Annotated in this window: 12 protein-coding genes and 1 pseudogene; 8 read left to right on the top strand and 5 right to left on the bottom strand. The window is 67.8% G+C overall.

Annotation, left to right across the window (positions count from 1 at the left end; genetic code table 11):
- Positions 1-117 precede the first annotated feature (117 nt).
- The 3 genes from A37W_RS21700 (at position 118) to A37W_RS0112135 (ending at position 3,853) form a co-directional block, all read left to right on the top strand.
- Positions 118-1,260 carry a Bug family tripartite tricarboxylate transporter substrate binding protein gene (locus A37W_RS21700; protein ID WP_018303310.1) on the top strand — a complete coding sequence of 381 codons (1,143 nt, stop codon included), beginning with the start codon at positions 118-120 and terminating at the stop codon, positions 1,258-1,260.
- A 31-nt stretch (positions 1,261-1,291) separates the two neighbouring features.
- Positions 1,292-2,965, top strand: a complete 1,674-nt coding sequence (locus A37W_RS0112140; protein WP_018303309.1) for a thiamine pyrophosphate-binding protein — start codon at positions 1,292-1,294, stop codon at positions 2,963-2,965.
- Between the two features lie 180 nt (positions 2,966-3,145).
- The gene (locus A37W_RS0112135) at positions 3,146-3,853 is read left to right on the top strand and encodes an IS6 family transposase (protein WP_018303308.1); all 708 of its coding nucleotides are present in this window, start codon (positions 3,146-3,148) and stop codon (positions 3,851-3,853) included.
- A gap of 112 nt (positions 3,854-3,965) precedes the next feature.
- On the opposite strand, the gene A37W_RS22855 is transcribed toward A37W_RS0112135, so the two are convergent.
- The 3 genes from A37W_RS22855 to A37W_RS0112120 form a co-directional block, all read right to left on the bottom strand.
- Positions 3,966-5,825, bottom strand: a complete 1,860-nt coding sequence (locus A37W_RS22855; protein WP_018303307.1) for an acyltransferase family protein — start codon at positions 5,823-5,825, stop codon at positions 3,966-3,968.
- A 291-nt stretch (positions 5,826-6,116) separates the two neighbouring features.
- Positions 6,117-6,554, bottom strand: coding sequence for a Cu(I)-responsive transcriptional regulator (gene cueR / locus A37W_RS0112125; protein ID WP_018303306.1), 438 nt, complete (start codon positions 6,552-6,554; stop codon positions 6,117-6,119).
- Positions 6,555-6,568: 14 nt separating this feature from the next.
- Positions 6,569-9,100 carry a heavy metal translocating P-type ATPase gene (locus tag A37W_RS0112120; RefSeq protein ID WP_018303305.1) on the bottom strand — a complete coding sequence of 844 codons (2,532 nt, stop codon included), beginning with the start codon at positions 9,098-9,100 and terminating at the stop codon, positions 6,569-6,571.
- Positions 9,101-9,251: 151 nt separating this feature from the next.
- On the opposite strand from A37W_RS0112120, the gene A37W_RS0112115 reads away from it, so the two are divergent.
- The 5 genes from A37W_RS0112115 (at position 9,252) to A37W_RS21685 (ending at position 11,923) form a co-directional block, all read left to right on the top strand.
- Positions 9,252-9,452, top strand: a complete 201-nt coding sequence (locus tag A37W_RS0112115; RefSeq protein WP_018303304.1) for a heavy-metal-associated domain-containing protein — start codon at positions 9,252-9,254, stop codon at positions 9,450-9,452.
- A gap of 38 nt (positions 9,453-9,490) precedes the next feature.
- Positions 9,491-10,030: a CopM family metallochaperone gene (gene copM / locus A37W_RS21690; RefSeq protein WP_018303303.1), complete on the top strand. Its 540-nt coding sequence runs from the start codon at positions 9,491-9,493 to the stop codon at positions 10,028-10,030.
- 17 nt (positions 10,031-10,047) lie between these two features.
- Positions 10,048-10,467 carry a c-type cytochrome gene (locus tag A37W_RS0112105; RefSeq protein WP_229666066.1) on the top strand — a complete coding sequence of 140 codons (420 nt, stop codon included), beginning with the start codon at positions 10,048-10,050 and terminating at the stop codon, positions 10,465-10,467.
- A 138-nt stretch (positions 10,468-10,605) separates the two neighbouring features.
- Positions 10,606-11,457 carry a DUF305 domain-containing protein gene (locus A37W_RS0112100; RefSeq protein ID WP_018303301.1) on the top strand — a complete coding sequence of 284 codons (852 nt, stop codon included), beginning with the start codon at positions 10,606-10,608 and terminating at the stop codon, positions 11,455-11,457.
- Positions 11,458-11,557: 100 nt separating this feature from the next.
- A complete protein-coding gene (locus A37W_RS21685) occupies positions 11,558-11,923 on the top strand; it encodes a hypothetical protein (RefSeq protein WP_018303300.1) in 366 nt (121 codons plus the stop codon).
- A gap of 110 nt (positions 11,924-12,033) precedes the next feature.
- Here A37W_RS21685 and A37W_RS0112090 read toward each other — a convergent pair.
- A pseudogene (locus tag A37W_RS0112090) lies at positions 12,034-12,336 on the bottom strand (integrase core domain-containing protein); the annotation flags it as partial.
- Between the two features lie 4 nt (positions 12,337-12,340).
- On the bottom strand, positions 12,341-12,652 hold a 312-nt coding region (locus A37W_RS0112085; protein ID WP_018303253.1), incomplete at its 5' end, for an IS30 family transposase.

The raw sequence follows: 12,652 nt of genomic DNA, 5'->3' as shown, positions 1-12,652 counted from the left end.
CTCATGGAATACTTGCGAAAATCATGATTGGTAGTGTCATCAGGCCGAGAATCGATGGACGGTATACCATTCGTGGTCTAGCCTTTCGAAGCTGCACCAGGGCGGAGGAGCGTTCGGGTGCCCGACAGGGAGGACGAGACGATGATGCACCGGAACCGGATGGACCATGTCTGGCGCGGGCTGGCCGCGCCTGTGGCAGGGCTTGCTTTTGCACTTGCGGCGGGACCGCTGGCGGCACAGTCGGACACCGACTTCGCCGGAGAAGAGGTCGAGATGATCGTGCCCTACGGCCCCGGCGGCGGCACGACGGCCTTTGCCCGCCTGTTCGTGCAACCGTTGCAGGACACGCTGCCGGGGGCTCCCACGGTGCTCCTGCGCAATGTCGAGGGCGGCGGGTCGATCGTCGGCACCAACGAGTTCGTCAACGCGGCGAACCCCGATGGCCTCACGATCCTGGCCATCGGCGCCAGCACCATCCTCAATCAGGTGTTCCAGGACCCTGCCGTCCGCTACGACCTCGGCGCGATGATCCCGATCATCTCGTCGCCCGCCGGCACGGTGGTCTACGCGCGCCGCGACTACGACGGCGGCCTGCCCCAGGACCCGGTCGAGGCGATCCGCGCCTTGATCGAGAACCCGCCGGTCATCGCCGCGCAGACGCTGACCTCGTCCGATCTCGGCGTGCTGCTCAGCTACGACCTCTTGGGCATCCGGCCGCAGGTCGTCTTCGGCATTAGCCTCGGCGAATCCCGCGGCGGGCTGGAGCGGGGCGAATTCCAGATGCGCCACGACACCATGCTGTCCTACGCCAACGAGGTCGTGCCGCTGATTGAGGAGGGGCTGGTTCAGCAACTCTTCACCATGGGCTACGAACAGGACGGGGTGATCGGCCGCGATCCCGTGGCGCCCGACGTGCCGACCTTCCTCGAGGTCTACGAGGCGGTGCATGGCGAACCGCTCGACGGGATCGAGTATCAGGTCTGGAAGTCGCTGTTCGACATCCGCGTCACCGCCGGCAAGATGATCCTGCTGCCCGAGGGGACGCCCGACGACATCGTCGCCGTCTACGAGGCCGCGATCGCCGATGCGATGGATCACCCCGACCTGACCAGCGCCGCCGCGCAGGAGGTCATGGGCGACTATCCGCAGCTGATCGGTGCCGAAGCCTCGGGCCGTGTGCTCGCCGGTGCCCTGGGTCTCAGCGGCGAACCGATGACCTGGCTGCAGGACTGGGCCGAGACCCGCTACGGCGGCTTCTGAGACTGGCCAGAGGGGGCAGGGGGACAGCGCGATGCAGGACCGACCGATCTATCAGGCGCTGGCCGAGGCCTTCCGTGCCGAAGGAACGACCGCCCAGTTCGTCCTGATGGGCGACGGCAACATGCACTGGGTCACTGCGATGAAGAACCTGCCGGGCGTGACCACGGTCCACGCCCGGCACGAGCACTGCGCGGTCGGCATGGCGATGGGCCATGCCAGCGCGACCGGCGGGGTGGGCGTCGCGTCGGTCACCTGCGGCCCGGGGATCACCCAGATCACCACCGCGCTTGCCTCGGCCGCGCGCAGCCGCGTCCCGGTGGTGGTGCTGGCGGGCGACGTTCCGCTCAAGGCGCGGTTCTACGGTCAGGCCATCGACCAGCAGCCGCTGGTGACGACCTGCGGTGCGCACTACATCGCTGGCCTGCACCCGGACCGAATGCACCAGTACGTGCGCGAGGCGTACTGGACCGCGCGGCACGAACGCCGGCCGGTGGTACTGGCCGTGCCCTACGACCTGCAGAAGCAGCCGATGCCGAACATCGGCCCCTATGTCCCGTCCGACGACCTGATCCCGGTGACGCCGCCGCTGCCGCCCGATCCGGGGCAACTCGACGCGCTGGCCGAGCGGCTGGCGGCCGCGCGCTGCCCGATCCTCATCGCCGGGCGCGGCGTCATGGCGGCCGGGGCGGAGACCGACGTGGCCGAGGTCGCAGACCTGTCCGGCGCCTTCCTGTCCACGACGCTACTGGCGCGCGGTCTCTACGACGACCATCCGTTCTCGCTGGGCGTGGCCGGCGGCTTTGCCCGCAGCATCGCGCGCGAGATCTTCGCCGAGGCCGACCTCGTTGTGGCGATCGGGGCGAGCTTGACCTATCACACCGTCGATGGCGGCCGCCTGATACCGCCCGCGGCACATGTCGTGCAGATCGACCCCGAGCCGCTGGGCCTGCGCGAAGGCCTCAGTGCGGCCGATACCTACCTGCGCGCCGACGCGCGGCTGGCCGCCCGCGGCCTCGCCGACCGGCTCCGCAGGGGTCCGGCGCCCGCGGCCCGGCTCCGCAGCGACGCACTGGCCGCGCGGATCCGAGACGAACCGGCCGATTCGAGCGAGTATCAGGTCGAACCCGGAACGCTCGACCCGCGGCGGGTCTTCGGGGAACTGGAAGCCGTGATCCCCGGCGACTGGGACGTGGTCAGCGGGTCCGGCCACCAGTCCTACTTCCACACCGTGATGCGGGGGCAGACGCCCGGCCGCTACCATGTCATGCGCGATTTCGGCGCCATCGGGAACGCGATCTCCTACGCCATCGGCGTGGCGGTGGCGCGCGGCGACGGTCGGGTGGTGCTGTACGAAGGCGACGGCAGCCTGCTGATGCACGTGCAGGAACTGGAATGCCTGCGCCGGCAGGGCATCCGGCTCCTCGTGGTCTGTTCCAACGATGGCGCCTACGGGGCCGAGATCCACAAGCTGCGCGAGGACGGGATCGACGACAGCGGCGCGATCTTCGGGCGCACGGATCTGGCCTCCATCGCGCGCGGCTTCGGGCTATCGGGGGAGACGGTGACGGAGCTTGGGCGCTTCGCCGAGCTGCGCGCGGCCTACGAGGCCGGCTCGACCGCCGCGGTCTGGAACGTCCATGTGTCCGACCAGGTTGTGAACCCGCGAATGCGGCTCAACATCAGGGCCGGCCACGGGACGCGCTGAGGCAGGGTGAAAAGCGAAGATCCGGACCCTGCCCGTCGCTCTGGATTATCTTCTCCTACCCGATCGAATCCGCCTTGCACGCTTCGCGGATGTGACAGCCAGCACCAAGCCTAGGCGTCGGGAAGGCTCTGTCAGAGCAATCAGCTTGAGCGGGGCAGGGGGCGGACCTATCCTCGTCGCATGACCCAGCCGAACCCGTTCCGCTACTTCAAGACCAGCCCCAAGATCATCCGCCTGGCGGTGATGCTGTATGTCCGCTTCCCGCTCTCGCTCAGGAACGTCGAGGACCTGCTGCATGAGCGCGGGATCGAGGTCAGCCATGAGACGATTCGCTACTGGTGGAACAGGTTCGGGCCGATGTTCGCGGCGGAGATCCGGCGGCGCCGAATACAGAGCCTGCGGTCCAGCAGATGGCAGTGGCACCTCGACGAGGTCTTCGTGAAGATCAACGGCAAGACGCACTACCTCTGGCGCGCCGTCGACCACGAGGGCGAGGTCTTGGAGGCGGTGGTCACCAAGACCCGGGATCGCGCGGCAGCCTTACGTTTCCTGAAGAAACTGCTTCGCCGCCACGGCCGGCCAGAGATCCTGGTCACCGACAGGCTGCGGACCTACGGCGCTGCCCTTCGGCAACTGGACCTGCAGGGCAGGCAGCAGTCGGATGGCCGCTGGATCAACAACAGGGCGGAGAACTCCCACCTGCCGCTTCGACGACGGGAGAGGGCGATGCTTCGTTTCCGGCGAATGCGAAGTCTTCAGAAGTTCGCCGCCGTCCACTCCTCCGTCTACAACCACTTCAATCTCGAGCGCAGTCTCTCCAGCCGAACCATTTTCAGGACGAACCGCACCGCCGCATTAGAGGAGTGGCGCGGCCTCTACGCGGGGTAGGGGAAGCTCGTCCGCCGCAAACTGAGACTGGTTCGCATTAGTCTGACAGCACCCGGGAAGCGGACTTTCCCCAAGTCAGCGTTCGCGGCGGCGGGGGGTGGGTGAGTCTCATCTAATCCGCGTCAGGTCCGGTGTTCCTAGACAAGATCAATTCTGCAGCAAGGTCGGCGCCTGCCAAGGACATATGATGAGAGTCGAAGAACAGTGCAGCCCCGCCCTTGGCCGCGTAGCAATCTGCCGGGTCGCAAAACGCGTCAGCCAAGTCGACCACCTGCACGGTCGGGGGCACCCCCTCAAGCACCTCTCGCACCGGGGCCATAGTTTCCCGCCACTCCGCCGTGGGCGCGCCAGGCACATTCCCGCTATCGTCCATACGCGGCGCCATGCTCGCGATATCGGCGGGCAGGCGCGGGGCCTGTAGCGCCACGATCACGTCACGGCCGCCCTCAGCTAGATAGGTCGTGAGGTCGGCAAGCGCCCGGTTTTCCAACGGGCCGTTGGTATCGACACGAAAAGCGATGACGACATGGGCGATGGTGTCGATTGCTCGGATCATCGCGGCGCGGCTCTCGATCCAATTTCTGCAGTCCGAAACCGGCCCCTGCTGAAAGGCGACAGAGCACGCGCTGATGGTCGCGTGCAGCAGGGCTTCGCCATCTCCCTCTAGATGTCTGGCGAGTGCATAGGCGAGTTCGACGCCGTGGGAATTTCCGAGCACGGCCCAAGTGGGGGCGGTCGCACCTCGATAAACGCAGTGCTGATCTAGCGGGATAGCATCGGCCGACAGTGAGTGGCACGCGCTGCGCATCGGGCTTGCCTCGATGCTGTCAAAGAACGTCAGTTGGGGCGTGGAGTATCTAAGCGCAGCGAGTCGATCACCGCTCTGCCATCCGAACACCCCAAGTATCGCGGCAACCATCAGCCCAGCAGCGGAAGCCGCAAGTAGGGGTGCCCGTCCAGTTAAAATTGCCGCCGGCCGACCGTGCCCCGCCCGAAATGGTTGCTCCACGTAGCGCCATGTCGCCCAGGCAAGCATGAAGGTCAGTGCGATCAGGAGCCCCATGATAGCAGGGGTGACAAGCTCCGGGGCGCGCAGATGCAAGAAGGCGAAGAGTGGCGCGTGCCAGAGATAGCCGCTGTAGGAGATCAAACCGATCCCGACCATAAAACGCGTTGAAAGGGCCAAGTGAGCGAGGCCGCCAGGTTGACAGAACAATACCACAAGCGTCGTCCCGATTACCGGCAGGAGCGTCCAGAAGCCGGGCCACAGCATACTTTCGTTGATGACGACCAGCGAGGTCAGGATCAGGCCGACACCAAACTCCCCCAGCCACCGGATGCGCGGCAGCGCTGAGAAGGCGCAGAGTGACCCGGCTAGGAGCTCCCAGACGCGCGTCGGAGTCAGGAAGAAGGACGCGGTTGCAAACTCACCCGAAGTCCAGAGCGCGAGCCCGAAGCTGGCGAGCGCTGTCCCGAGGATTAACCAAAACGCTACTCTTCGGCAGAACTTCCATGCCCACCAGAGCGCAGGCGGGAATAGAAGATAATACTGCTCCTCGACCGCGAGGGTCCAAGTGTGCAACAGCGGTTTGAGTTCGGCAGAAACGTCGAAATAGCCGCCCTCTCGCCAGAAAAATACGTTGGACATGAAAAGCGCCGCCCCCACGACGGACCTTCCGAACCGGGCTATTTGATCGGGCGACATGATCCAGAGGGAAAGAGGCAGGCAGGCGGCAATCACCACAAACAGAGCAGGGAGGATGCGGCGTGCGCGGCGCTCGTAGAAATCAGCGATCGAAAACGTGCCACGCTCAAGATCGCGCAATAGAAGCGATGTTATAAGATAGCCTGACAGGACAAAGAATATGTCCACCCCAACGAAGCCGCCGGGGATCGGAGCCCCCGCATGGTAGAAGATGACGGAGACGACCGCAATGGCGCGGATGCCGTCGATTTCGGGGCGATACTTCATCGGGAACAGCTAAACTGAATGCGATAGTGATTATGCACAGTTCCGGCTGGCCTTGCACCCGGAAAATCACGAGAACTCGGTTGAGGGGCCCGTCCGGCGTTGCCGGAGAGGTGCTGCTGCAGCGAAGGTCCGCTCCGGACCGGAAGTTCCGGTCTCATCCAACCGGGCCGAACGTCCGGTCTGGGCCGTGAGGGGCCTCAGTGGCACCGCCGCTCGAACGTCCGCTCCGGGCCGGCAGCGCCGTCTGCCGAGGACGCCGTTGAACGGAAGCTATAGACCGTGCGGATTCAGTCACGGGTGACCCCGAGGGCTTACCCCGGCCAGAGCACTGGCCGCATCTACATTCGCGGAAAGGCCGTCGAGGATCGGGCAGTCGGGGCGGTCGTCGCCAGCGCAGCAGGAGACGAGGTGCTCCAGCGTGCGGCGCATCTCCGCCAGCTCCTCGATCTTCGCCTGAAGCTCGTCGATATGGCCCTGTGCGATCGCCTTGACCTCGGCGCTCGACCGCTCCTTGTCGCGCCAGAGAGTCATCAGCGCCTGGATTTGCTCGATCGAGAAGCCGAGCCGGCGGGCGCGGCGGACGAAGGCGAGGGTGTGGATGTCGTTATGCGTATAGGTCCGGTAGCCGTTCGCGCTGCGCGCGACGTCCCCGATCAACCCGATGCTCTCGTAGTAGCGGATCATCTTCTGGTTCACGCCCGAGGCCCGGGCCGCGTCGCCGATGTTCATGGGTGCCTCCTCTATCAGGCAGTGGCGGGACGGGCTCCGTCGGCGTCGCGTGTCGCGACGCGGGGCGGGGCGAAGCGCTTCAGCCGCAGCGCGTTGGTCAGCACGCTGACGCTGGACAGCGCCATCGCGAGGGCGGCGAAGACCGGCGACAAGAGGATGCCGAAGGCCGGCCACAGCGCCCCCGCGGCCAGCGGGATCAGCGCGGCGTTGTAGGCGAAGGCCCAGCCGAGGTTCTGCTTGATGTTCGCCATCGTCGCCTGGCTGAGCGCGAGCGCGTCGACGACACCGCGCAGATCGCCGGACATCAGCACGACCTCGGCCGCCTCGATGGCGATGTCGGTGCCGGTGCCGATGGCGATGCCGATGTCGGCCTGAGCCAGCGCCGGGGCGTCGTTGATGCCGTCGCCGACGAAGGCGACGCGGGTGCCGTTCTCCTGCAGCGTCTTGACCGCATCCACCTTGCCGCCCGGCAGCACCTCGGCCACCACCTCGTCGATGCCGAGATGGGTGGCGATGGCCTGGGCCGTGCCGGCATTGTCGCCGGTGATCATCGCGACCCTCAGCCCCAGCGCCCGAAGCGCCCGGATCGCCTGCGGCGTCGTGTCCTTGATCGGGTCGGCCACGGCGAGGATAGCGGCCAGCCGCCCGTCGATCGCGGCGTAGAGCGGCGACTTGCCTTCGCTGCCGAGGCGCTTCGCCGTCTCGGCGAACGGGGCGAGGTCGAGCCCCGTCTCGCGCATCAGCCGGTCGGCCCCGGCGACGACCCTGTGGCCGTCGACGGTCGCCGTCACGCCGAAGCCCGGCCGCGCGTCGAAGTCCCGCGCCTCGGGCAGGGCGGCGCCCGCGGCGCGGGCGGCGGCGACGATGGCCTCGGCGATCGGATGCTCCGACGCCGCCTCGACCGCGCCGACGAGGCGCAGCACCTCGTCCCGGTCGAATCCGTCCGCGACGTCCAGGTCGGTCAGCTCGGGCCGGCCACGGGTCAGCGTGCCGGTCTTGTCGAGCGCGATCACCTGCGCACCCCGCAGCGTCTGCAGCGCCTCGCCGCGGCGGAACAGGATGCCGAGCTCGGCCGCCTTGCCGGTGCCGACCATGATCGAGGTCGGCGTGGCGAGGCCCATCGCGCAGGGGCAGGCGATGATGAGCACAGCCACGGCATTGACGACGGCAAAGGTCAGCGCCGGAACCGGCCCGAAGACCAGCCAGACGGCGAAGGTCAGCGCCGCCGCCGCCATGACGGCCGGCACGAACCACAGCGTCACCCTGTCGACCAACGCCTGGATCGGCAGCTTGTCGCCCTGCGCCTCCTCGACCATGCGGACGATCTGGGCGAGCAGCGTGTCGGCGCCGACCCGGGTGGCGCGGTAGGTGAAGGTGCCGGTGCGGTTGATCGTGCCGCCGATCACCTCGTGGCCCTCGCCCTTCTGCACCGGCACCGGCTCGCCGCTGATCATCGCCTCGTCGACGAAGCTCGACCCGTCCAGCACCAGCCCGTCGACCGGGATCTTCTCGCCCGGGCGGACCCGGATCGTGTCGCCGACGACGACCTCCTCGATCGGCACGTCGCGCTCGTCGCCACCCTGCAGGACGCGCGCCGTCCTGGCCTGCAGCTTCAGCAGGCCGGTGATGGCCGCCGAGGTGCGGCCGCGGGCCAGCGCCTCGAGCCACCGGCCAAGGAGGATCAGCGTCACGATCACCGCCGCCGCCTCAAAATAGACGCCGGTCGCGCCCGCCGGCAGGAGACCGGGGACGAAGGTCGCGACCACCGAATAGCCCCACGCCGCCGACGTGCCGAGCGCGACGAGACTGTTCATGTCGGGGGCGCCGAGTAGCAGCGCCGGCCAGCCCCTGGCGTGGAACTGCCATCCCGGCCCGAACAGCACCACCGTGGCGAGCGCGAAGAGGATCAGGTGGATCGTCTGCTGGCTCATCATTCCCAGCAGCCAGTGGTGGTAGGCGGGCACCAGGTGGCTGCCCATGTCCAGCACCACGACGGGCAGCGTCAACACGGCCGCGAGGATCAGCTGCCGGCGCAGGTGCTGCGCATCCTCGTCGCGGGCAGCCTGCCGCTCCGCCCGCTCCTCGCGGCTGCCGCTGGCGGGCTTCGCCTCGTATCCGACCCGTCCCACGGCGGCGACGAGGTCGCCCGCGCTGACGGCGCCCGCCGGCACCCGCACGGCCGCCGCGCCCGCGGCGAGGTTCACCGACGCGTCGAGGACGCCCGGGACCGCCTTCAGCGCCCGCTCCACCCGGCCGACGCACGAGGCGCACGTCATGCCGTCGACCGCGAGGGTCACCTGCTCCAGCCGCGGCTGGTATCCCGTCGCTTCGACAGTCTCGACGATGGCGCCGATCCCGGTCCCCGGCGCCGCGCGGACCCGTGCTCGGCCTGTGGCGAGGTTGACGCTCGCCTCCGTCACCCCCGGCACCTTGCCGAGGGCGCGTTCGACGCGCCCCACGCATGACGCGCAGGTCATGCCCTCGATGCCGGTGTCGAAGAGGACGCCTGAGTCCCTCGTGTCGATGTCCTGCTGTCCGTCCGGCATGAAAGCCTCCCGAGTCTTGCGGTCGACCCCTTAGATAGGGTCTCCCATGATGGGAAGGTCAAGCCCGCAAATTTGTGTCCGGCCGCGTCTTGACCTTCCCATGTGGGAAGACCCGACATCTCCTGTCGGACATCCCACGAGGAGTGATGAGATGATGAACCTGAATGTGACGGGCATGACCTGCGGACATTGCGAGGCGGCCGTGACCCGGGCGATCCACGCGGTCGACCCTGCGGCGAAAGTGACGGTGGACCGCGCGGCGGACCGCGTCACGGTCGACAGCGCGGCCGATCCCTCCGCGGTGCAGCGCGCGGTGGAAGCGGAAGGCTACGGCGTGACCCGGGCCGCCTGACCGGCGGGTCCCACATCTTCACAGGAGGACATACGACGATGACACGCGGACGATGGCTGGCGGGCGGGCTCGCCCTTGCCCTTGCGGTGCCGGCGGGCGTGCTCGCCCAGATGGAGGATCACGGGGCCCACGGCGACGAGGCCATGCCGATGATGCAGGACAGCATGATATCCGAGGACATGCGCGCCGGCATGGAGGCGATGATGCGCCCCATGATGCAGGACATGATGCGGCAGATGATGGACGAGATGGCCACAGCCGGCTCCGACGAGATCGCCGGTCACGGCGGGCACATGTCGGCGGACGCGGCCCCGCTGGAGGGGGCGCCGTCGACCGAGGCCTACCGCGCGGCCAACATGGCCATGCATTCCGCGATGGACATCGAGTTCAGCGACGACGCCGACATCGACTTCGCGCGCGGCATGATCGGGCACCACCAGGGTGCCATCGACATGGCGCGGATCGTGCTCGAGCACGGCGAGGACCCCGACCTGCGGCAGCTCGCCGAGGAGATCATCGCGGCGCAGGAGGCGGAGATCGCCTTCCTGCGGGACTGGATCGCCGAGAACGCCGAGTGACGCCGAAGGTCGCGATCCTGGCGGGCGTCGGCCTCGGGGCCGGCGCACTTCTCCTATGGGCCGGCAGCGGGGCGAGCGACACCGCCCCGCCCGACGCCCGGACCCTCGCCGAGGGACGCGCCCTCTACGAGGCGCACTGCGCCGCCTGCCACGGCGCAGAACTGGGGGGCCAGCCGGACTGGCGCACGCCGCTGCCCTCCGGCCGGCTCCCCGCGCCGCCCCATGACGCGAGCGGGCATACCTGGCACCATCCCGACGACCTGCTGGTCCGCATCATCCGGGAGGGGACGTCTGCCGTCGTGGGCGGCGGCTACGAGAGCGACATGCCCGGCTTCGGCGACGTCCTGTCGGATGCCGAGATCAAGGCCGTCCTCGCCTGGATCAAGAGCACCTGGCCGGAGCGCGAGCGCGCCTATCAGGAGAGTCTCGTCCCCTGACCCCCGGCGCCGGCGGGCGGCGCCGGCCGCCCGCCCGTCCGCCGGAACCTTCCAAGGCGGGAAGGTCGTTCCGTCTCCATCAGGCCGTCCGGACCGGGGCCGGCGGCTGGACGGATACGAGACGGAAGGAGACACCCCATGTCCTACTGGCGCTTTGCCGCAATGATCGCGACCTCCACGATCGTCATGTTCGGGCTGATGTATCTGAACACCTACCAGCTGGAGCACATCTTCTGGTCCGAGACGCGGGCCTGGATGGCGCTGGTCATGGGGGCGGTGATGGCCTTCATCATGCTGGCCTTCATGCTGTCGATGTATTCCAGCAAAGCCGTCAACGCCGCCATCTTCGCCGGCTCGGTCGTGGTCTTCGCCCTGGCGCTCTGGCTGGTGCGCAGCCAGGTCACCGTGCAGGACCGCAGCTACATGTCCGCGATGATCCCGCACCATTCCATCGCGATCATGACCTCCACCCGGGCAGAGATCACCGACCCCCGGGTGCGCCGCCTCGCCGAAGACATCATCTACGCCCAGGACAAGGAGATCGCCGAGATGCGCTGGCTGATCGCCGACCTCGACACCGGCGCGGAGGCGGCAGCGCCGATCCAGGGCGCCGCGTCCGTGGAGCTGGTCCCCGCCGAGGAGGCGCTGCGCACGGAAGCCCTCGCCGGGATCGACCCCGAATTCCTGACCGAGGAAGAGATCGACCGGGTCTTCGCGGACGGCGCGGCCTGCCGCTACTTCTACACCGATGAAAGCCCGCCGGTCCTCGTGACCGGCACCGTAGACGGCGCGCCAGCGGCGTTGTTGCGGATCAGCGGCGACCTTGTGCGTCTGGACGGGACCGTGGACGCCTCCGGCGGCACCCTAACCGCCGGCCCTCTCACGGCAGAGCTGCGCCCCACGGGCGAGGACGATTACGTCGACCTCCTCATGTCCGCCGGAGAGGCCTACGGCGCCGGCTTCCGCGGGCACCTTTCCTGCACTGGCTGACCCGGGCGCGAGGGGGGCCTTCCCGGCCCGCAGGTTCAGGATCGCAGCGGAGGCCCGAAGACCAGACCGCCGCGCCCCCGTCCCTCATGGAGTTACAACGATGGCTCTTCTTACCGGCTTCCTCCTCGTCGCAGCCCTCGGCGCCTTTCATCATTACGGGCTGCTGGGCATCCGCGCGATAAAGCGGCGCGTCGGCAGTCCGCAGGCTGCGATCCTCGGGACGTTCCTCGGTCTTCTCGCGCTCCACACCCTCGAGGTTCTCGCCTTCGCGGTGATCTACTGGGCGATCCTCCAGTGGGCCGCGTTCGGAACCCTCGGCGGCGGCTACGACCACGAATGGAGCGGACTGATCTACTTCTCGGGCATCAACTTCGCCACGCTCGGCTACACCCAGATCGAGACCGCCGGACCCATCCGGATGATCGGCATGATGCAGTCGCTGGCAGGCTTCATGGTCCTGACTTAGTCGGCCACCTTCCTCTATTCGGTGGGCGAGCGCACTTGGGACGAATAGGGATGCCCGAACGTCCGCTTTGGGTTGCGAGCGTCGATGTGCCGGAGGCTGTTTGATGTTAGCTACGCGGCCATGGTTTGCGTTTCCAGAGCTGCGTAGAAGTTGGCTTCGGCCTCTGCCGGCGGGATGTTTCCGATGGGTTCCAGCAGGCGGCGGGTGTTGAACCAGTCGATCCATTCGAGGGTGGCGTATTCGAGGGCGTCGAAGCTGCGCCATGGGCCGCGGCGGTGGATGACCTCGGCCTTGAACAGGCCGTTGATCGTCTCTGCGAGCGCGTTGTCATACGAGTCGCCGACGCTGCCGACCGAGGGCTCGATCCCGGCCTCGGCCAGGCGCTCGGTGTATCGGATTGACAGGTATTGGGCGGTCTCAACCGGTCGTCGCAACTTGGCCAGTTTCCGCATGCTCGAGGACGGCGTCCAGTGCCTCCGCCGGGGTTCTCCACCCGAGCGTCTTGCGGGGTCGCCCATTGAGCGCGGCGGCGACGGCCTCGAGGTCATCGGGACTGTGCAGGCTGAGATCGGTGCCTTTCGGGAAGTATTGGCGGAGCAGACCGTTGGTGTTCTCGTTCGTGCCGCGCTGCCACGGGCTGTGGGGATCGCAGAAGTAGACCGGCAGATCCGCGGCGACGGTCAATTCGGCATGGCGGGCCATCTCCGCCCCCTGATCCCATGACAGGGA

Origin of the sequence: Wenxinia marina DSM 24838 (genome assembly GCF_000379485.1) — a bacterium.
GTDB classification, from domain to species: domain Bacteria; phylum Pseudomonadota; class Alphaproteobacteria; order Rhodobacterales; family Rhodobacteraceae; genus Wenxinia; species Wenxinia marina.
The sequence above is the reverse complement of the archived record's forward strand: the minus strand, read 5'-3'. Positions and strand labels throughout refer to the sequence as shown.

Coding starts and splice junctions, on each gene's coding strand:
- A37W_RS0112140 (WP_018303309.1), top strand. CDS start 1,292: ATGCAGGACCGACCGATCTATCAGGCGCTGGCCGAGGCCTTCCGTGCC.
- A37W_RS0112135 (WP_018303308.1), top strand. CDS start 3,146: ATGACCCAGCCGAACCCGTTCCGCTACTTCAAGACCAGCCCCAAGATC.
- A37W_RS22855 (WP_018303307.1), bottom strand. CDS start 5,825: ATGAAGTATCGCCCCGAAATCGACGGCATCCGCGCCATTGCGGTCGTC.
- cueR (WP_018303306.1), bottom strand. CDS start 6,554: ATGAACATCGGCGACGCGGCCCGGGCCTCGGGCGTGAACCAGAAGATG.
- A37W_RS0112120 (WP_018303305.1), bottom strand. CDS start 9,100: ATGCCGGACGGACAGCAGGACATCGACACGAGGGACTCAGGCGTCCTC.
- A37W_RS0112115 (WP_018303304.1), top strand. CDS start 9,252: ATGATGAACCTGAATGTGACGGGCATGACCTGCGGACATTGCGAGGCG.
- copM (WP_018303303.1), top strand. CDS start 9,491: ATGACACGCGGACGATGGCTGGCGGGCGGGCTCGCCCTTGCCCTTGCG.
- A37W_RS0112100 (WP_018303301.1), top strand. CDS start 10,606: ATGTCCTACTGGCGCTTTGCCGCAATGATCGCGACCTCCACGATCGTC.
- A37W_RS21685 (WP_018303300.1), top strand. CDS start 11,558: ATGGCTCTTCTTACCGGCTTCCTCCTCGTCGCAGCCCTCGGCGCCTTT.